This window comes from Brevundimonas sp. Root1423 (assembly GCF_001426805.1).
In genome coordinates this window covers 298,905-318,275 of sequence record NZ_LMFL01000012.1, presented here as the reverse complement: position 1 = coordinate 318,275, position 19,371 = coordinate 298,905, and the positions used below count along the sequence as shown (strand labels likewise).

19 protein-coding genes and 2 pseudogenes are annotated in these 19,371 nt (G+C 68.5%); 13 read left to right on the top strand and 8 right to left on the bottom strand.

What is annotated here, in order from left to right:
- Window positions 1–104 precede the first annotated feature (104 nt).
- The gene (gene secB, locus ASD25_RS08820; RefSeq protein WP_056616386.1) at window positions 105–626 is read left to right on the top strand and encodes a protein-export chaperone SecB; all 522 of its coding nucleotides are present in this window, start codon (window positions 105–107) and stop codon (window positions 624–626) included.
- Window positions 627–753: 127 nt separating this feature from the next.
- Here the strand turns inward: secB and dnaQ are convergent, their stop codons facing one another.
- Genes dnaQ through ASD25_RS08795 form a run of 5 tightly spaced genes read right to left on the bottom strand, consistent with a single transcriptional unit; the run spans window position 754 to window position 4,385 of the window.
- Window positions 754–1,473, bottom strand: coding sequence for a DNA polymerase III subunit epsilon (gene dnaQ / locus ASD25_RS08815; protein ID WP_056616383.1), 720 nt, complete (start codon window positions 1,471–1,473; stop codon window positions 754–756).
- 5 nt (window positions 1,474–1,478) lie between these two features.
- Window positions 1,479–2,120: a dephospho-CoA kinase gene (gene coaE / locus ASD25_RS08810; protein WP_056616380.1), complete on the bottom strand. Its 642-nt coding sequence runs from the start codon at window positions 2,118–2,120 to the stop codon at window positions 1,479–1,481.
- Window positions 2,117–2,914 (bottom strand): shikimate dehydrogenase, encoded by a 798-nt coding sequence (locus tag ASD25_RS08805; protein WP_056616375.1) that lies wholly within the window; start codon window positions 2,912–2,914, stop codon window positions 2,117–2,119. The genes coaE and ASD25_RS08805 overlap by 4 nt, the downstream gene beginning before the upstream one ends.
- Complete coding sequence (locus ASD25_RS08800) at window positions 2,911–3,456, bottom strand: nucleoside triphosphate pyrophosphatase (RefSeq protein ID WP_056617145.1); 546 nt, start codon at window positions 3,454–3,456, stop codon at window positions 2,911–2,913. Before ASD25_RS08800 ends, ASD25_RS08805 begins: the two co-directional genes overlap by 4 nt.
- Before the next feature lie 47 nt (window positions 3,457–3,503).
- Window positions 3,504–4,385, bottom strand: a complete 882-nt coding sequence (locus tag ASD25_RS08795) for a pyruvate, water dikinase regulatory protein (RefSeq protein WP_056616373.1) — start codon at window positions 4,383–4,385, stop codon at window positions 3,504–3,506.
- A gap of 485 nt (window positions 4,386–4,870) precedes the next feature.
- Between ASD25_RS08795 and hemE the strand changes: the two genes are divergently transcribed.
- From hemE to ASD25_RS08740, 12 genes and pseudogenes are all read left to right on the top strand, one after another.
- Window positions 4,871–5,917, top strand: coding sequence for a uroporphyrinogen decarboxylase (gene hemE, locus ASD25_RS08790; protein WP_056616370.1), 1,047 nt, complete (start codon window positions 4,871–4,873; stop codon window positions 5,915–5,917).
- The gene (hemH, locus tag ASD25_RS08785; RefSeq protein WP_056616366.1) at window positions 5,914–6,969 is read left to right on the top strand and encodes a ferrochelatase; all 1,056 of its coding nucleotides are present in this window, start codon (window positions 5,914–5,916) and stop codon (window positions 6,967–6,969) included. The genes hemE and hemH overlap by 4 nt, the downstream gene beginning before the upstream one ends.
- Window positions 6,969–7,451: a CopD family protein gene (locus tag ASD25_RS08780; RefSeq protein ID WP_056617142.1), complete on the top strand. Its 483-nt coding sequence runs from the start codon at window positions 6,969–6,971 to the stop codon at window positions 7,449–7,451. The genes hemH and ASD25_RS08780 overlap by 1 nt, the downstream gene beginning before the upstream one ends.
- 214 nt (window positions 7,452–7,665) lie before the next feature.
- On the top strand, window positions 7,666–7,893 hold the full coding sequence (locus tag ASD25_RS30290) for a hypothetical protein (RefSeq protein WP_156389228.1): 228 nt from the start codon (window positions 7,666–7,668) through the stop codon (window positions 7,891–7,893).
- Window positions 7,815–9,032 (top strand): annotated as a pseudogene (gene rho, locus ASD25_RS08775) (transcription termination factor Rho); the annotation flags it as partial. The gene ASD25_RS30290 and the pseudogene rho, both read left to right, overlap by 79 nt.
- A 49-nt stretch (window positions 9,033–9,081) precedes the next feature.
- The gene (locus tag ASD25_RS08770; protein WP_056616363.1) at window positions 9,082–9,321 is read left to right on the top strand and encodes a DUF6489 family protein; all 240 of its coding nucleotides are present in this window, start codon (window positions 9,082–9,084) and stop codon (window positions 9,319–9,321) included.
- 166 nt (window positions 9,322–9,487) lie between these two features.
- Window positions 9,488–10,795 (top strand): tRNA uridine-5-carboxymethylaminomethyl(34) synthesis GTPase MnmE, encoded by a 1,308-nt coding sequence (gene mnmE, locus ASD25_RS08765; RefSeq protein WP_056616360.1) that lies wholly within the window; start codon window positions 9,488–9,490, stop codon window positions 10,793–10,795.
- 69 nt (window positions 10,796–10,864) lie between these two features.
- Window positions 10,865–12,721, top strand: a complete 1,857-nt coding sequence (mnmG, locus tag ASD25_RS08760) for a tRNA uridine-5-carboxymethylaminomethyl(34) synthesis enzyme MnmG (protein WP_235562674.1) — start codon at window positions 10,865–10,867, stop codon at window positions 12,719–12,721.
- 2 nt (window positions 12,722–12,723) lie between these two features.
- Complete coding sequence (rsmG, locus tag ASD25_RS08755; protein ID WP_056617139.1) at window positions 12,724–13,347, top strand: 16S rRNA (guanine(527)-N(7))-methyltransferase RsmG; 624 nt, start codon at window positions 12,724–12,726, stop codon at window positions 13,345–13,347.
- Window positions 13,331–14,117, top strand: a pseudogene (locus tag ASD25_RS08750) (ParA family protein). Before rsmG ends, ASD25_RS08750 begins: the two are co-directional and overlap by 17 nt.
- A gap of 28 nt (window positions 14,118–14,145) precedes the next feature.
- Window positions 14,146–15,036: a ParB/RepB/Spo0J family partition protein gene (locus ASD25_RS08745; RefSeq protein WP_056616353.1), complete on the top strand. Its 891-nt coding sequence runs from the start codon at window positions 14,146–14,148 to the stop codon at window positions 15,034–15,036.
- Between the two features lie 25 nt (window positions 15,037–15,061).
- Window positions 15,062–15,247 carry a hypothetical protein gene (locus ASD25_RS08740; protein ID WP_056616350.1) on the top strand — a complete coding sequence of 62 codons (186 nt, stop codon included), beginning with the start codon at window positions 15,062–15,064 and terminating at the stop codon, window positions 15,245–15,247.
- An 11-nt stretch (window positions 15,248–15,258) separates the two neighbouring features.
- Here the strand turns inward: ASD25_RS08740 and holA are convergent, their stop codons facing one another.
- The 3 genes from holA to leuS are packed head-to-tail and all read right to left on the bottom strand — an operon-like array spanning window position 15,259 to window position 19,359.
- A complete protein-coding gene (gene holA / locus ASD25_RS08735; protein ID WP_056616347.1) occupies window positions 15,259–16,311 on the bottom strand; it encodes a DNA polymerase III subunit delta in 1,053 nt (350 codons plus the stop codon).
- Between the two features lie 10 nt (window positions 16,312–16,321).
- On the bottom strand, window positions 16,322–16,801 hold the full coding sequence (lptE, locus tag ASD25_RS08730; protein ID WP_056616344.1) for an LPS assembly lipoprotein LptE: 480 nt from the start codon (window positions 16,799–16,801) through the stop codon (window positions 16,322–16,324).
- The gene (gene leuS, locus ASD25_RS08725) at window positions 16,801–19,359 is read right to left on the bottom strand and encodes a leucine--tRNA ligase (RefSeq protein ID WP_056616342.1); all 2,559 of its coding nucleotides are present in this window, start codon (window positions 19,357–19,359) and stop codon (window positions 16,801–16,803) included. Before leuS ends, lptE begins: the two co-directional genes overlap by 1 nt.
- Window positions 19,360–19,371 lie beyond the last annotated feature (12 nt).

Here is a 19,371-nt window from a genome sequence, read left to right as displayed (position 1 = left end):
TGGCAGGGGAGCGTCGTTGCCGCACCCCCGCCCTCGTGCTAGTCGCCGCGCCTTCCGGGGCGTCCGATACGACGCCGTTCACCCTCTTCAGACAGACCCGATCGATGACCGACGCCGCCCCTCCCGCCGACGCCAACACGGCCGCCCCCGCCGACACCGCCCAGCAGGGCGCGCCGCAGGGCCCCGGCTTCCGCATCGTCGCCCAGTACGTCAAGGACCTGTCCTTCGAAAACCCCAGGGCTCCCGACAGCCTGCGCGTGGACGGCAAGCCCGCCATCGACATGGGCGTCGAGATGAACGCCCAGGGCCGTCCGGACGGCCTGTTCGAGGTCGAGCTGCGCCTGACCATCAAGGCCACCACCGAGGCCATGACCGTCTTCAACGTCGAGCTCCAGTACGGCGGCCTGTTCGCCCTGCAGGGCGTGCCCGAGCAGGACATCGAGCCGCTGCTGCTGATCGAATGCCCGCGCTACCTGTTCCCGTTCGCCCGCGAGATCATTGCCCGCGCCACCTCGGACGGCGGCTTCTATCCGCCCTTCATGCTGGACCCGATCGACTTCGCCGGCATCTATGTCGCCCGCCAGCAGTCCATCGCCCGCGGCCCGGCCGAGCAGGGCAAGGCGTAAGCGGAACTCTCCCTCCCCTTCATGGGGAGGGTGGTCGCGAAGCGACCGGGTGGGGAATGTCAGACGCACCCCACCCTGTCGTCGCTTCGCGCCGACATCCCTCCCCACAAGGGGGAGGGAGAAGCGGTCAGGCCGCTTCGATCTCCAAGCCATAGCCCTTCCACAGCGACAGGTCCTTGAGCGTCGCCTGCAGGAAGGCTTCGTGCGCCGCATGCTCGGCCTCACTTCCGCGCGGCTCCAGCGGACGGGGGCGAGGCGGATAACCTGCCGCCGCATAGGCCGCGGCGGCCGCCGTGGCGACGGTGCGCGACGCCGACAGGTCCAGCCGCCGTTCCTTGCCGCCCTTCAGCTCCAGATACACCTCGGCCAGCAGACGGGCGTCGATCAGGGCGCCGTGCAGGCTGCGTTCGACCAAGCTGATCTTGTAGCGCTTGCACAGGGCGTCCAGCGAGTTGGGCATGCCCGGAAATCGCGTCTGGGCCAGCTTCAGCGTGTCGATCCAGCGGTCTTCAGGGAACAGCGGCCGGCCGCAGCGCCCGAACTCGTGGTCGATGAAGTTGCGGTCGAACTGGGCGTTGTGGGCGATGATCGGCGCGTCGCCGATGAAGTCGCACAGGTCGATGACGATCTCGGCGAATTTGGGCGCGTCCTTCACCTTGTCGTCGGTGATGCCGTGCACCCGGATCGCGTCCGGCGGGATCAGCCGCTCGGGGTGGATCAACCGGTGAAAGGTCCGCCCGGTCGGCAGCAGATCCTCGATCTCGATACAGCCGACCTCGATCATCCGGTCGCCCGTGCGGGGGTCGAAGCCGGTGGTTTCGGTGTCGAGTACGATTTCGCGGGACATGGCCCTTATTGGCGCGGTTCGCCGTCTTTCGGAAGGCCGCGCCGGGGCGGAGACCACCCCTCGGCCAGAACCATCCCCACGATTTCGACCACCCGGGCCCGCGCCGCCTCCAGCCCCTCGCCGGTGTCGACCACGAAGTCCGCCCGTCGGCGCTTTTCTGCGTCCGGCAGTTGCCGGGACAGAATGGCCTCGAACCGTTCGCGGGTCATGCCGGGCCGGGCCAGCACCCGCGCCGCCTGCACTTCGGCCGGAGCGGTCACCACCACCACCGCGTCAACCGCGGCGTCGCCGCCCGTCTCGAACAGCAGGGGGATGTCCAGCACGGCGAGCCTGACACCCCGGCTTTCCGCCGCCGCCAGATCCTCAAGCCGATGCGCCATCACCAGCGGATGGACGATGGCCTCGAGCCGCTTGAAGGCCTGATCGTCGCGTCCCAGCGCCTCGGCCAGGCGCGTCCGGTCCACGGCTCCGTCGACGACAACGCCCGGAAAGGCCTTTCCCACCGGCCCGACCGCCGCCCCGCCCGGCGCGTAGAGCCGATGCACGGCCTCATCCGCATTCCAAACCAGGGCGCCGGCGTCGGCGAACATGGCCGTCGTCGTCGACTTGCCCATGCCGATGGAGCCGGTCAGACCCAGAACGATCACGCCGTCTCTCCCAGAGCCGCGAGCGCTGCCGCCCGAACATCGAGAGCCGGCGGGGCGATCCCGAAAAGCGCCCGGAACGACGGCCCCGCCTGCCCGATCAGCATGGCCAGTCCGTCAACCGTCGTCAGCCCCCGCGCCCGGCCCTCCGCCAGAAACGGCGTGAGCAGCGGCTTGTAGGTCATGTCCATCAGGACCGCGTCGTCCCGCAGCGCCGCGAGATCGATTGCGGGCGGGACGCTCAGGGCGTTGACCACCAGCGCGGCCTGTCCGAGCGCGCCGGCGTCGACCACCGCCACGCCCAGGTCGTCCGCCAGCGCCTGCGCTCGTTCCACCGTCCGGTTCCGCACCCCGACCTCGGCCCCCGCCGCCTTCAACGCCGCCGCCGCCGCCCGGGCTGCGCCGCCCGCGCCCAGCACGACCACCGTCCGGCCGGAAACATCCAGTCCCGACGCCTGCTCAGCCAGCGCCGCCATCAACCCACGGCCGTCGGTACTGTCCGCCCGGACCCGGCCATTGTCGAACACCAGCAGATTGGCCGCGCCACAGGCCCGCGCCGTCTCACTCGCCTCATCCGCCAGGGCCAGCGCCTGCTCCTTGAAAGGGGAGGTCACATTCAGTCCGCGCAGTGATCCCGCTCGCCCCCGGTCGACCAGTTCCACAAACCCCGCCGCATCCGCCGGCCCGAAGCGTTCATAGACAGCGTCTAGTCCCGCTGCCGCGATCCAGGCTCCGTGGATGACGGGGCTCAGCGAGTGGGCGATCGGCTGCCCGGCGACGCCCGCGACCAGGGTCATGACCGCAGCACCCCGGCCCGCCGCAGCTCCTCCAGCACCGGCCACAGCGGCAGGCCCAGGACAGTGAAATAGTCGCCGTCGACCGCCTCGAACAACTGCGACCCCATCCCCTCCAGCCGATAGGAGCCGACGCAGGCCAGCAGGCCTTCGCCCTCGGCCTTCAGATAGGCGTCCAGAAAGGCGTCCGAGAAATTCCGCACCCGCATGACCGCCGTGTCGACGCCGGACCAGACCACCTGACCGTTTCGCGCCAGCGCCGCCCCGGAGTGCAGCTGATGCGTCTTGCCCCGCATCGCCTTGAGCCGCTCCCGCGCCGCCTCCAGCGATCCGGCCTTCGACACCAGCCCGCCCTCGAAGGCCAGGGTCTGGTCCGCGCCCAGCACCCAGGCGTCCGCATCGTGCCGCGACACCGCCAGCGCCTTCACCCGCGCCAGCTCGACCGCCAGCCCGGCCGCATCGGTCGGGTCATGCGTCGCCTTGACCGCGTCCTCGTCAACATCCGCGACCTGAACCGCGAACGGCACGCCGGCGCCGTCGAGCATGGCCCGCCGGGCGGCGCTTTTCGACGCCAGTATGAGACGTTCGCCGCTCACCAGGTCGCCCCCAACCGACGCGTGCGCCGCTCGTTCAGCACATTGATGATCGCCGCCGCCGTCTCTTCTACCGACCGCCGCGTCACATCGATCACCGGCCAGCCGCGCCGCTCGAAGGCCCGCCGCGCCTTCACTGTCTCGTCGCGCACCGAGTCATGGTCCACATAGGACGATGCGCGGGTGGCGTTCAGCCCGTCCAGCCGGTTCTTGCGGATCTGAACCAGCCGGTCCGGCGACACCGTCAGGCCGATGATCAGCGGATTCTTCAGCCCGACCAGCCGCTCCCCGTCCTCCTGCCCCGGCACCAGCGGCACATTGGCCGCCCGGATGCCGCGGTGGGCCAGATAGATGCAGGTCGGCGTCTTGGAGGTGCGGCTGACCCCGCACAGCACCACGTCTGCGCCCTCAAGCTGGGCCGTCGTGCCCTGGCCGTCGTCGTGGGCCATGGCGAAGTCCAGCGCCGCGATCCGGTTGAAGTAGTCGGTGTCCAGCGCATGCTGAGCTCCCACCCGCGTCGACAGGGCCGCGCCCAGATAGCGCGACAGGGCACCGACCAGCGGATCCAGCGCCGCGATCTGGGGCATGTCCAGGCGGCGGCACCCCGCCTCCAGCTGTTCGCGCAGTTCGCGGTCGACGAGGGTGTGCAGCACAACGCCCGGCGAGGAGGCGATCTCCTCCAGCACCCGGTCCATCTGCTTGTCGTTCCGCACCAGGGCGTAGATGTGCTCGATCGGAATGACCCCGTCGAAGCGCGCCACCACGGCCTTGGCCATGGCGTTCAGCGTCTCGCCCGTCGAGTCGGAGACCAGATGAACGTGGAAATAGGTGGCCAGCCGCGAAGGCCCCGTCGCGCGGCCCGTCCCTGTTGAGCCCGTCATCGGCGGCTGTCCATATGTGCGAGACTCCTGTGGACAGGGCGGGGCGCCATTGGCCCGGGGCTGTCAGCCTTTTCCTATAGCCGGGCCGGGCGAGGGCGGCGAGCGGGGATAGGGGTGGACGGGACTCCCACAGCCGGGCCGGTTCATCCCGATGCCGCGACCCGTTCGCGGTTCGCCTGTGGAGATCCTTAATGAGACGTTAACGGCGCCCAGCGTCCCTGGGGCCCGCCGGCCCGCAAAGCCCGCCCTTAAGGCCTCGTTAGGATCTATCCCCGCTTTCACCAGCCCGGTGAAACCCGGTGCATCGTCTGTGACCGTTTGCGGAAAACCCGTCCGCCCGCAGCCGTGTGGTCCGGCTTATCCCCGTCATCCCCGGTCCTGCCTTCTACCTCCCATTCTTCGAATCTTTTCTTGATAAGGATTGGAAGGGTGCGACACGGCCCGGGGTTGAGCCTGAACCGGGCCACCGGTAGGACCGACGTCAGATGACCGCCTCGCCCCCCACACCGCTGCTTCTCAAGGTTCTCGCCGGAGAGACGCCGTCGCGTCCGCCGGTCTGGTTCATGCGTCAGGCAGGGCGCTACCTGCCGGAGTACCGGGCCCTCAGGGCGACGACGCCGGACTTCATCTCCTTCTGCCTGAACCCCGAAAAGGCCGCCGAGGCGACGTTGCAGCCAATGCGACGGTTCGGCTTCGACGCCGCCATCGTCTTCGCCGACATCCTGCTGATCCCCCGGGCTCTCGGTCAGGAGGTCTGGTTCGAGGCCGGCGAGGGTCCGCGGCTGGGCGCCCTGCCGCCGGTCGAGGCCATGCGTGATCTGACCTCCGGGGCTGGCGAGGCGCTGAAACAGGTCGGCCAGACCCTGTCGATCGTGCGCAGCGAGCTGCAGCCCGAACGCGCCCTGATCGGCTTCGCCGGGGCGCCCTGGACGGTGGCCACCTACATGCTGGACGGCGAGGCCCGGACCATAGGCAAGGGCGAGCGCGCCCAGGCCCGGACCTACGCCTATGCCGAGCCGGAGAAGGTGGCGGCCCTGCTGGAGGTGCTGGTCGAGGCCACCGCCCATTATCTGAAAATGCAGGCCGACGCCGGCGCCCAGGTGCTGAAGATCTTCGAGAGCTGGGCCGAGGGCCTGCCGGAAGACCTGTTCGAAACCCTCGTCCTGCGTCCCCATCAGCAGCTGGTGCGCCGCACGCGCGAACTGGGCGTCACCGTGCCCCTGATCGGCTTCCCCCGGGGCTCGGCGGCCCTGGCGGAACGGTATGCGGCCGAGGTCGATGTTCAGGCCGTGGCGCTGGATACCGCCTGTCCGCTGGAGATCGGTCGCCGCGTTCAGGCGATCAAGCCGATCCAGGGCGCGCTGGATCCCCTGCTGCTGCGGGCCGGCGGGCCGATGCTGGACCGCCGCGTCGATCAGCTGCTCGAGGCCTGGGGGCAGGGGCCGTGGATCTTCAATCTCGGCCACGGCATCCTGCCCGACGTGCCGATCGCCCATGTCGAACAGGTGCTGAAGCGGATCGGCGCCCAATGAGCGGGTCCGGACGCCGCATCGCCGTCGTCCTGTTCAATCTCGGCGGACCGGACGATCAGGCCAGCGTGCGGCCCTTCCTGTTCAACCTGTTCCGCGACCCGGCCATCATCGGCCTGCCTGACCCCTTCCGGACATGGCTGGCCGGCCTGATCTCAAGCCGTCGCGAGACCAGCGCCCAGGCCAACTACGCCCTGATGGGCGGCGGTTCGCCCCTGCTGGCCGAGACCCGCAAACAGGCGACGGCGCTGCAACAGTCGCTTACCTACCGGCTGCCCGGTGACGAGGTCCGCGCCTTCATCGCCATGCGCTACTGGTCGCCTCTGACCGAACAGACCGCCGCCGAGGTCGCCGCCTTTGCGCCGGACGAGATCGTCCTGCTGCCCCTCTATCCGCAGTTCTCCACCACCACGACCGAGTCCTCGCTCAAGGCGTGGCGCGAGGCGTACGCGGGGCCGGGCGTCAGCCGCACCGTCTGCTGCTATCCGCAGGCCCCCGGCTGGATCGTGGCCCAGTCAGAGGCCGTACGGGCGAAGCTCGACGAGGCTGGCGACCGCCCCGTCCGCGTCCTGTTCTCGGCCCACGGCATCCCGGAAAGCCTGATCGCGAAGAAGGGCGACCCTTATCAGGAGCAGGTCGAGGCCACCTGCGCCGCCATCGCCGCGGCCGCCGGTCTGGTCGAACGCGAGAGAGACTGGACCATCTGCTACCAGAGCCGGGTCGGGCCGATGAAATGGCTGGGCCCCTCGACGCCCGAAGCCATCCAGCAGGCCGCTGATCATGGGCTGGGCGTCATCGTCACCCCGGTCGCTTTCGTCTCCGAACATATCGAAACCCTTGTCGAGCTCGACATAGAATACGCCGAACTGGCCCATGGTCTGGGCGTCGCCCCCTATCTGCGCACCCCCGCCGTCGGGGTGGCCGCGCCCTTCATCCAGACCCTCTCCGACGCGGTCGTCGAGGCCTTGCCGCGCGAGGGTGTCGCGCCCTACGGTCAGGGTTGCCGGGCCGTCTGGAAGGCCTGCCCGGCCCAATGCGCACGGAAGGCGGCCTGATGCTTGATATCGGTGCGTTCGAGGTCGTCCGGGGCCTGCACATCCTTGCGGTCATCGCCTGGATGGCCGGCATGCTCTTCCTGCCGCGTCTCTACGCCTACGACGCTGAACAGGCCGACAAGGCGGAGCCGCTCCGCTCCGAAATGCAGGGCCTGCTGCGGACCTGGCAGAAGCGATTGCTGAAGATCATCATCAATCCGGCCATGACGATGACGTGGATTTTCGGCGTCTGGATGATCCTCATCCACGTCTACGGCTTCGGCGAGGGCTGGGGTTTCCTCGCCCAGCCATGGATGGCGACCAAGCTGCTGGCCGTCGTCGCCCTCAGCGGCTGGCACGGCTTCCTGTCCGGCGAGCTGAAGCGGATCGCAGCCGGGACGTCGGTTCGCACCGGCCGCTTCTGGCGGATGACCAATGAGATCCCCTTCGTCATCGCCATCGTTGCGGTGCTCTCCGTCACGACCCAATGGACGTTCGGCTAGGCGGCGCCGCTTGACCTGACGGGGCTGGCGTGGTTTCGCTGGTCCCGAACCGTTCCTGGCAGCGCCGGGCGGTCCCTCTCTTTCAGCGACGCCGATCGGATCTCTCCCTTCGGAGCCCGTCGTTCTCCCTGCCGGCCGCAAGGCCAGACATCGTCAGCCCGCCCGGTCTCGCTGTCTCGCGAGCGCCCGGCCGCGCATGTTCAAGAAGCTTCCCATGACCGACGTCCGCGACACCGACCCCACCGCCCCCGAAGCCGAAACCTTCGACGGCGACCTGCCGTCGACGGAAGTCGCCGCTTCCGACCTGCCCATGGTCGACCAGGAGCAGGGCGAGGACGAGGACGACGGCGAGCCGATGAGGAACTGGTCGCCTTCGCCGAGAGCCTCGAGATCGAGAACGCCGGCAACCTGCGCAAACAGGACCTGCTGTTCGCCATCCTGAAGACCCTGGCCGACGAAGAGGTCGAGATCATCGCCTCGGGGACGCTGGAAATCCTGCCCGACGGCTTCGGCTTCCTGCGCAGCCCGGACGTCAATTATCTTCCGGGTCCGGACGATGTTTATGTGTCGCCGTCGCAGATCCGCCGCTTCGGCCTGCGTTCGGGCGACACCGTCCACGGCGCCGTCCGCGGTCCGCGCGAGGGCGAGCGCTACTTCGCCCTGCTCAAGGTCGACACGATCAATTTCGAGGACCCCGAAACGGTCAAGACCAAGGTCCTGTTCGACAACCTGACCCCGCTCTATCCCGAAGAGCGGCTGCACATGGAAATCCAGGACCCGACGCTGAAGGACCGCTCGGGCCGGGTCATCGACATCGTCGCCCCGCTCGGCAAAGGCCAGCGCTGCCTGATCGTCGCCCCGCCGCGCGTCGGCAAGACCGTCATGCTGCAGAACATCGCCAAGTCGATCGAGCGCAACCACCCTGAAGTGACCCTGATGGTGCTGCTCATCGACGAGCGCCCCGAGGAAGTCACCGACATGCAGCGCACGGTGAAGGGCGAGGTCATCGCCTCGACCTTCGACGAGCCGGCCACCCGCCACGTCGCGGTCGCCGAAATGGTGATCGAAAAGGCCAAGCGTCTGGTCGAGCACAAGAAGGACGTCGTCATCCTGCTCGACTCCATCACCCGCCTGGGCCGGGCCTACAACGCCACCGTCCCGTCGTCGGGCAAGGTCCTGACGGGCGGCGTCGACGCCAACGCCCTGCAGCGGCCCAAGCGCTTCTTCGGCGCCGCGCGGAACGTGGAGCAGGGGGGCTCGCTCACCATCATCGCCACCGCCCTGATCGACACGGGCTCGCGGATGGACGAGGTCATCTTTGAAGAGTTCAAGGGCACCGGTAACTCGGAAATCGTCCTCGATCGCAAGGTCGCCGACAAGCGCATCTTCCCCGCCATCGACGTTCTGAAGTCCGGCACCCGCAAGGAAGAGCTGACCACTCCCAAGGATCAGCTGGCCAAGACCTACGTCCTGCGCCGCATCCTGAACCCGATGGGCCCGCAGGATGCGATCGAATTCCTGATCGACAAGCTGCGCCAGTCCAAGAACAATGCGGACTTCTTCCAGTCGATGAACACCTGACCCTCCGGACACGGAAGGTCGTGTTTCACGTGAAACATGGAGCGGCGGCATGAAGGTCACGGTCGAGGTCGATTGCACACCGGCGGAAGCGCGCGCCTTCATGGGCCTGCCGGACGTCGAGCCGCTGAACGACCATCTCGTCTCCGAGATGAAGCGGCGCATGGACGAGAACATCACGGCCATGCAGCCCGAAGAGCTGATGAAGACCTGGACCAGCTTCGGCCTCCAGGCCCAGGACCAGTTCCGCAAGTTGATGGAGACCGCGGTCGGCGGAGCCAGCAAGCCGTGACCTCGCGTCTCCTCCCCACGAAGTGGGGAGGGGGACCGCGAAGCGGTGGAGGGGTGGAGGAGGGTCGCATTGCGACCCGACGACGTCGCCCCAAGCGCCGGTGTCACCCCCTCCGTCACGCCGCAAGTGCGGCGCGCCACCTCCCCATGGAATAGGGAGGAGACAAATGACCGACACCATCTTCGCCCTCGCGACCCCGCCCGGCCGGGGCGCCATCGCCATCCTCCGCCTGTCCGGTCCCGGGACCGAAGCCGCCCTCTCGGCGCTCGGCGCCGGCGACCTGAAGCCGCGTCTGGCGTCACTGCGCACGCTGCGCCACGAGGGTCAGCCGATCGACGAGGCGCTGGTCCTGCGTTTCCCCGCCCCGAACAGCTACACCGGCGAACACTCCGCAGAGCTCCACCTCCACGGCGGCCGCGCGGTGGTCGAGGCAGCCAGTCAGGCCCTGATCGCGCTCGGCCTGCGACCGGCCGACCCGGGCGAGTTCACCCGCCGCGCCTTCGAGAACGGTCGCATGGACCTGGCCCAGGCCGAGGCTGTCGCCGATCTGATCGACGCCGAGACCACAGCCCAGGCCTCGCAGGCGCTGGGCCAGCTCGATGGCGCCCTGTCGCGCACCTACACGGGCTTTCGCCGCGACCTGCTCAAGGCGATGGCGCTCGTCGAGGCCGAGATCGATTTCCCGGACGAGGAAATCCCCGACAATCTGGCCCGCACGGCGGGGCCGGTGCTCGACCAGCTGATCGCCGATTTGCGCGCCGCCCTGGCCGACGCCCGGCGCGGCGAGCGCGTGCGCGAGGGCTATCGGATCGTCCTGATCGGCGAAACCAACGCCGGAAAATCATCGCTGTTCAATGCTTTGGTTGCGCGCGAGGCCGCCATCGTCACGCCCATCGCCGGCACCACCCGCGACGTGCTGGACGCCGATCTAATCATCGGCGGCTACGCCGTGACCCTGTCCGACACCGCGGGTCTGCGAGAGTCCGAAGATGTTGTGGAAGCCGAGGGCGTGCGCCGCGCGCGGGCGAGAGCCGAGGCGGCGGACCTGCGGCTCTGGGTAAGGGGTCCGGGTGATCCTCCGGGCGTCGCCGCCGACTATGTTCAGCCAGGCGATCTCCTGATCCTCAACAAGTCAGACCTCGGCCATACCGACGCCGTCGAGGATATGGAAAATCTCGTCGTCAGCACCGCGACGGGCGAGGGGTTGACGCGGCTTCACGACTGGATCGCCGCGAGACTGGCCCGGGATCTGTCGGGCGCCGACTTCCCGGCCGTGACCCGTGAACGCCATCGCCGCCGCCTCACGGAGGCCCTGATCGATGTGGAAGCGGCGCGCCGCGCGCTCGATCATACGCCGGAAATGGCCGGCGACGACCTGCGCCGCGCCGCCGAAACCTTGGGCCGGGTGACGGGCGCCATCGGCGTCGAGGACATCCTCGGAGAGGTGTTCTCGACGTTCTGTATCGGCAAATGATCTGTTTCACGTGAAACACCGCCACAGCGCCGGTGGCGTTTCGGGCGCTTTTCCCCTATGTCCCCGGCCATGAAATCCTTTGATGTCATCGTCATCGGCGGCGGACACGCCGGCTGCGAGGCCGCGGCCGCGTCCGCGCGCGCCGGTGCGCGCACGGTGCTGCTGACCCAGAAGCTCGAGACCATCGGCGAGATGTCCTGCAATCCGGCCATCGGCGGTCTGGGCAAAGGCCATCTGGTGCGCGAGATCGACGCCATGGACGGCGTCATGGGCCGGCTGGGCGACGTCTCCGGCATCCAGTTCCGACTGCTCAACCGCTCCAAGGGCGCGGCGGTGCAGGGGCCTCGCAGCCAGATCGATCGCCGTCTGTACCGCGAGGCGATGCAGGCCGAACTGGCGCAGACCCCGTACCTGACCCTGATGGCCGGCACGGCCGAAAACCTGATCCTCGACGGCGGTCGCGTCGTCGGCGTGGTCACGGGTGAGGGGACCGAGGTCCGCGCCGGCGCCGTGGTCCTGACCACAGGCACCTTCCTGAACGGGGTCATCCACAAGGGCGACCAACGCATTCCTGCGGGCCGCCACGGCGAGGCTCCCTCGACCGGTCTGGCCGCCGACCTCTATGGCGCGGGCCTGCAGATGGGCCGACTGAAGACCGGCACGCCCGCCCGCCTCGACGGCCGCACCATCGCCTGGGACCGGCTGGAGATGCAGCAGGCCGACGCCGAGCCCGTGCCCTTCAGCTTCCTGACCGACCGGATCGACGTGCCCCAGATCGCCTGCGGCGTGACCCACACCACGGCCGAGACGCACCGGATCATCGCCGAGAACCTGGGTGAAAGCGCCGTCTACGGCGGCCACCTGTCCGGCCGCGGCCCCCGCTACTGCCCCTCGATCGAGGACAAGGTGGTCCGGTTCGCCGACAAGACCTCGCACCAGATTTTTCTCGAACCCGAGGGACTCGACGACCCGACCGTCTATCCGAACGGCATCTCGACCTCGGTGTCGGATGCGACCCAGTCCGCCTTCCTGCGCACCATTCCGGGGCTGGAGGCGGTGGAGGTGTTCCGCTTCGGCTACGCCATCGAATACGACTATGTCGACCCGCGCGAACTGACCCCGGCGCTGGAGGTCAAGAAGCGGCCCGGCCTGTATCTGGCCGGCCAGATAAACGGCACCACGGGCTATGAGGAGGCGGGGGCGCAAGGCCTCATCGCCGGCCTGAACGCCGCCCGCGCCGCCGCCGGCTCGGACCCGATCATTCTGGGCCGCGACCAGGCCTATATCGGCGTCATGATCGACGATCTGGTCACACGCGGCGTTACCGAGCCCTACCGGATGTTCACCAGCCGGGCCGAGTACAGGTTGACGCTGCGGGCCGACAATGCGGATCAACGGTTGACCCCCTTGGCGATGGAGGCGGGCATCGTCTCGTCCCGTCGCAGCGAGGCTTTCCGGGCCAAGTCCGCCCAGCTGGCGGAGGCGACCGCTGTTTCACGTGAAACAGTGTTCACGCCCAAGGAGGCGGCGGGCCTCGGAATTCACGTCAATGCGGACGGCCAGCGCCGTTCGATCCGCGACCTTCTGGCCTTCCCCGGTGTGACCCTCGACACCTTCCTTTCGACCCGACCGCAGATCTCGGGCTGGTCGGATCAGGTCCGCCAGCAGATCGAGATCGACGCTGGCTACGCCGGGTATCTGGAGCGCCAAGCCTCGGACGCCGAGGCCCTGCGGCGCGAGGAGGCGCTCGCCATCCCGGTCGACCTCGACTATGCGGCCATTGGCAGTCTGTCGAACGAGGTCCGCGAGAAGCTCACGCTGGTCCAGCCTCGCACCCTGGGTCAGGCCGGGCGCATCGAGGGCATGACCCCCGGCGCCCTGACGGCGCTTCTGTCCCACGTCAAACGGACCAGGGTGGCCGCGTGAGCCTGACCGACGCGGCCACGTTTCAGGCCCATACGCAGGCCACCCCGGCCCAGATGGCTGACCTCGAGCGCTTCATCGTCCGCCTGACCGAGGCCAACGCCGTGATGAACCTCGTGGGGCCCGACAGCCTGCCCGACGTCTGGAACCGTCACATCTGGGATTCCGCACAACTGCTGGAGATGGAGCCGAACGCGAAGACCTGGGCCGATCTCGGCGCGGGCGCGGGCTTCCCCGGGGTGGTGCTCGCCATCCTGCTGAAGGACCGTCCGGACAGTCATGTCTGGCTGATCGACAGCCTCGGAAAGCGCTGCCGCTTCCTGCAGGAGGTGGTCGACGCCCTGTCCCTGCGGGCCACGGTGATCAACGGCCGGGCCGAGGAACAGAGGGTCAAGGTCGACATCGTCACCGCCCGCGCCGTCGCTCCGATGGAGAAGCTTCTCGGCTATGCACAGCCTTATCTACAGCGCGGCGCACAGGGGCTGTTTCTCAAGGGGGAAAAGGCCGAGGTTGAGTTGATCGAAGCCCGCAAGGTCTGGCAGTTCGATAGCGACCTCTCCGTTTCGCGCAGTGATCCGCGCGGCCGTATCGTTTCCGTCCGGAGCCTTCGACGTGTCCCCAACCGGTAAGACTCGCGTCCTCGCTGTTTCCAACCAGAAGGGCGGCGTGGGCAAGACCACGACGGCGATCAACCTCGGCACGGCCCTGGCCGCGATCGGGGAAAAGGTGCTGATCGTCGACATGGATCCGCAGGGCAATGCCTCGACCGGTCTGGGTGTTCCACGTGAAACACGACGGGTGACGATCTACGATGTCATCGTCGATGGCCGCTCGGTTGACGACTCCGCGGTTCATACCTCGGTGCCCGGACTGCACATTATTCCTGCCGACGCTGATATGTCGGGCGTGGAGATCGAGTTGAGCCAAGCCGACCGCCGCTCGTTCCGTCTGCGCGACGCGCTGGCCGGGCAGGGGGCTGAGGGTCAGACCCGGTACGACTATGTGCTGATCGACTGCCCGCCTTCGCTGAACCTGCTCACGCTCAACGCCATGGCCGCGGCCGACGCGGTTCTGGTGCCGTTGCAGTGCGAATTCTTCGCGCTCGAGGGCCTGACCCAATTGATGAAGACTATCGAGATGGTGAGGCAGAGCCTGAACCCGACGCTGGAGATCCAGGGGCTGGTCCTGACCATGTACGACCGGCGCAGCGCCCTGTCGGGACAGGTCGCCAACGACGTGCGCAATCACTTCGGCGACAAGGTCTATGAATCGGTCATTCCGCGGAATGTGCGGGTGGCGGAGGATCTACGACCTGAAATGCGCCGGCAGCCAGGCCTATCTGCGCCTCGCCCGCGAGGTGGTGGCGCGCGAGAAATCCCGTCGGCTTCAGGCCGCGTGATGATGAATAGAAGAACGGAATCAGTGTCTTGAGCGAACGTCAGCGCGGCCTCGGGCGGGGTCTTTCCGCCCTTCTGGGTGAACAGGTGGCCGAGAGCGCCCCGGTCGACGGCGCGCCCGCGCCCGCCGGCGTGCGCATGGCCCCGATCGAGAGCCTGAAGCCCAATCCGGAACAGCCCCGCAAGATCTTCAACAACGACGATCTGGCCGAGCTGTCGGCCTCGATCCGCGACAAGGGCGTGCTGCAGCCGATCCTCGTGCGGTCGCAACCGGGGCAGGACGGCGTCTGGCAGATCATTGCGGGCGAACGCCGCTGGCGCGCCGCCCAGCTGGCGCGTCTGACCGAGGTGCCGGTCGTGGTCCGCGAGATGGACGACGTCGAGGTCTTCGAGGTCGCGATCATCGAGAACGTCCAACGCGCCGACCTCAACCCGCTGGAAGAGGCCGACGCCTATCGTATGCTGATGGAGCGGTTCGGCCGCACCCAGGACGCCGTCGCCGGCGTGGTCGGCAAGAGCCGCAGCCATGTGGCCAACACCCTGCGCCTGCTGCAGCTGCCTGAAGAGGTTCTGTGGTTCGTTCGGAACGACAAGATGAGCGCGGGTCACGCCCGGGCGCTGATCACCGCGCCCAATCCGGCCGCTCTCGCGCAGCAGATCGTCGATGAGGGGCTGAACGTCCGTCAGGCCGAGGCTCTGGCGCGCCGCGCCGCGGAAGGTCCGAAACCCGGCAAGGCGAGGACGGCTTCGGCTGCGTCGGGCGAAGGCGCGGCCGATGTGGCGGCGCTGGAGCAGGATCTGGCCGACGCCTTGGGCCTGAAGGTCCAGCTGGCGGACAAGGGCGGCAAGGGCGAGATCACCATCCGCTACGGCTCGCTGGAACAGCTGGACGATCTGTGCCGCCGGCTGATGCGGGGCTGACGCCAACCTGTGCTAGGCTGACCGAATGACCGACAAGCCCAGCAATCCGACCGCCGAAGCCATGAAACGCGCCCTCGCGGCCAAGAAGGCCGGGGGCGGGCCCGGATATACGGGCCTCCAGGGCTCGGCCCGGGCTGAGGAAAAGGCCCAGCAGGCGCGCAGCGTCGCCTTGGCCAAGCCCGCCTTCCGGAAGGCGTCGAAGCGGGGCTGATCCGCCGGGGGCTAGAGCACCAGCCGTCGCGCCCGCGCGGAAATCTCCAGAAGCAGCCGTTCTGCGATCAACTGATCGGGCGAGCCCGTCGTCTTGGTGGCGATGTCGGCGGTGTTGACGCTGTCCAGCACCCGGTCGAGGTCCTCAAGACGCCAGCTCCGCGCCTGACGCAGCATCTCGGCCTCCTGTTTCCAGAACACCCCCGCCGCCTTGGCCGCCTCCTTGGCCCCCGAGCCATTGGCCTGAAGCACATTGATGCGGCGCAGGCGGCCCAGATGGATCGAGGCCTGTCTGACCGCCATGACGGGCGACTCGCCCTCCGCGAACGCGCGGCGCAGGCCGGACTGGGCCGGTGCGGGGCGGCCGCCGAAGGCCTGAAGCGCGGCGTCCTGCAGGGAGGCGTCGGCCTCGACCCCCAGATGCTGTTCCAGCTCGGCCACGTCGATGGTCTTGCCCGAGCCGGGCCCGATATAGAGGGCCAGCCGCTCGATCTCCTGCCGCATCAGGCCCCGTTCGCGCGGCAGGCGGCTGACGAAACGGTCCAGGGCGTCGCCGGTCAGCCCGACCTTGTCCGCAGCCAGGGCCTCCCGCGTCATTCGGGCGACATCGCCCGTCTCATCCTCGTAACAAGCAATGCCGACGGCTTCCTTCGCCCCCTCGGCCGCTTTGCGGAGGGCGGAATCCCGGCCCAACGCGCCGGCCTCGATGACCAGCATGGCGTCAGGATTGTAGGCGCCCTCGGCGTGGTTCCTGACCGCGGCGGCCAGCATCTTGTCTATCGAGGCTTTCTCGGAGCCCAGCCGCACACGCACCAGTCGGCGGCCGCCGATCATGCTCAGCGCGGTCAGGGCCTCTTCCAGCCGCGCCTCGTCGCCGTCTATGTCGCTGTCAGTCAGGACGGTGACGTTGAAGGGGTCGTTCAGATCGGGCGTGATCGCCTTGCACAGAATCCCGGCCCGCTCCGCGACGCCGGATCGGTCCTTGCCGTGAATGACCGCAGCGCGGACGCCGCGGTCGGGCGAGGACAGGAAGCGGTCGACCTCGGGGCGTTTGGTCAGGATCACCGGGCGACCCTCAAGGCTGCGCCGACAGCGCCCGCATGATGTCCAGCCGGATCAGGCGCGCCAGTTCGGCGGCGGCGCGTTCCTCGCCGTCCTGCTGGGCGGCGATAGCGGCGTAGGGCTGGTCCGCAGCGGCGTAGGTGGTGGTGACCGTCTCAACCCCGCCCAAGGGTTCGCCGCCGGCGGCCGGGGTCAGGGTCCAGGCCCCGCGCACGGTCAGTTCATAGCGGGTGGCGGTGTCGTCGATCCGGCGGCCCAGTGAGCGGCGCGACTGGTCCAGATCGGTCTGCAGGCGCCACAGAGGTTGCTGCGAGCCGTCGCGACCGAGGGCGTCCTCCAGCTGCTCCCGCACGCGATAGCCGAGGCGGTCGTCCTGGGTGGTCACGGCGATGCGCGACAGTGAGCCGCTCACGCCCGTGTCGCCGTACATCGGCGTGAAGCCGCAGGCGGAAAGTCCCACAAAGGAGACAAACGTAAGGGCCAGCCGGCGCATCAGCCGACCACCAGATTGACGATGCGATCCTTCACCACCACGATCTTCCTCACCGTCTGACCCTCCAGCCGCGCCTGCACGTCGGCGTCGGCCATGACGATCGCCTCGACCTCGGCCGGCTCCAGACCCCGGGCGACGCGGATTTCGCCGCGGCGCTTGCCGTTGACCTGGATCGGCAGGACCACCTCGTCGTCGGCCGCCAGGGCTGGATCGAACACCGGCCAGGGCGCGTCCAGCACCATCCCCTGTTCGCCGAGGCGCGTCCAGCACTCCTCCGCCAGGTGGGGGGTGAAGGGTGCGATCAGCCGGGTCAGGGCCGACAGCGCCTCGCGCCGCGCCGCGCCGCCGGCTTTCGACGTGTCGCGCACCGTGGCGATGAAGCCGTACAGCTTGGCGATGGCCGAGTTGAAGCGGAAGGCGGAGACGCCCTCGGACACCGCCTTGATGGCCTTGTGCGTCTCGCGGATCAGGAAGGCGTCGGCCTCGGGCTCGCCCGCGGCGTTCGGATCGAACCCATCGACCTCGGCCCAGACGCGCTGGACGAAGCGGCCTGCGCCCTCGACGCCGCCGGGGGTCCATTGGACGTCGCGTTCGGGCGGGCTGTCGCTGAGGACGAACAGCCGGCCGGCGTCGACGCCATAGCCCTCGACGATCTCCTGCGGGGCGACGACGTTCTTCTTCGACTTCGACATCTTCTCGATGTCGCCGATGGTCAGGGTCTCGCCGGTCGAGAGCTGACGGGCCGAGCGTTTGCCGGCGTCGTTGGTCAGTTCGACGTCCGTGGGTTCGACCCACAGGCCGTCGGCGCGGCGGTAGGTCTCGTGGACCACCATGCCTTGCGTGAACAGGCCGGCGAACGGCTCCTTGACCGACATCAGGCCGGCGTCGCTGAGGGCGCGGCTGATGAAGCGGGCGTAGAGCAGGTGCAGGACGGCGTGTTCGACGCCGCCGATATACTGATCGACCGGCAGCCATTTGTCGGCCGCGGCCTTCGAGATGGGTTCGGCCGCCGTCGGGTCGGTGAAGCGGGCGAAATACCAGCTGGAGTCCACGAAGGTGTCGAGGGTGTCGGTCTCGCGCACGGCCTCGCCGCCGCAGGTCGGGCAGGCGACGTGTTTCCATGTCGGGTGGCGGTCCAGCGGATTGCCGGGCGTGTCGAAGGTCACGTCCTTGGGCAGTTCGACGGGCAGCTGCTCGGCGGGCACGCCCACGGGACCGCATTTGGCGCAGTGGATCACAGGGATGGGACATCCCCAGTACCGCTGGCGGCTGACGCCCCAGTCGCGCAGACGATAGATGGTTGCTCCCTGACCCTGACCGGCGGCCTCGATGCGGGCGATAGCCGCGGCCTTGGCCGGCTCGATCTCCATTCCGTCCATGAAGTCGGAGTGGAACAGGCGGCCGGGGCCGACATAAGCCTCTGAACCGACTTCGAAATCGTCGCCAGCGCCGTCAGGTCTCACGACCGGGATGACGGGCAGGGCGTACTTGCGGGCGAAGTCGAGGTCGCGCTGGTCGTGGGCCGGGCAGCCGAAGATGGCCCCGGTGCCGTATTCCGACAGGATGAAGTTGGCGATCCAGACGCTGACCTCGCGGCCGTCGAACGGGTGGAGGACCTTCAGGCCCGTATCGAAACCGATCTTTTCGGCCTGTTCGATCTCGGCCTGGGTCGAGCCGCCCTTGCGGCATTCGGCGACGAAGGCGGCTGCGTCGGGGTTGGTCTCGGCGATGGCGCGGGCGATGGGGTGGTCGGGGGCCACGCCCATGAAGCTGGCGCCGAACAGGGTGTCGGGGCGGGTGGTGTAGATCTCCAGACCGTCCGGCGCGGCGGCGGGCGCGTCTCCGGCCCATTTCCACGTCATCTGCAGGCCCTTGGACCGGCCGATCCAGTTCTCCTGCATCAGGCGGACCTTGTCCGGCCAGCGGCCTTCCAGCTCTTTCAGGCCCTCGATCAGGTCGTCGGCGTAGTCCGTGATGCGCAGGAACCACTGGTTCAGCTTGCGCTTCTCGACGATCGCGCCCGAGCGCCAGCCGCGGCCATCGACCACCTGTTCATTGGCCAGGACGGTGTTGTCGACCGGGTCCCAGTTGACGACCGAGTCCTTGCGATAGACCAGGCCGCGCCGGAACAGCTCCAGGAACCAAGCCTGCTGCTTGCCGTAGTAGGCCGGATCGCAGGTGGCGAATTCGCGCGACCAGTCCAGCGACAGGCCCAGCAGCTTCAGCTGGTCGCGCATGGCGGCGATGTTGGACCAGGTCCAGTCGCCGGGATGAATGCCCCGTTCGATGGCGGCGTTCTCGGCCGGCAGACCGAAGGCGTCCCAGCCCATGGGGTGCAGGACGTCGAAGCCCTGCGCCCGCTTCGACCGCGCCACCACGTCGCCCATGACGTAGTTGCGGGCGTGGCCCATGTGGATGGCCCCCGACGGATAGGGGAACATCTCAAGCACATAGTATTTCGGCTTGCCGGTCCCCTCGGTGGGGGTGCGGAAGGCGTCAGCGGCCGCCCAGCGGGCCTGCTGGCGGGGTTCGGCGGTCTTGGGCTCGTATCGGGCCACGGGAATCCTTCA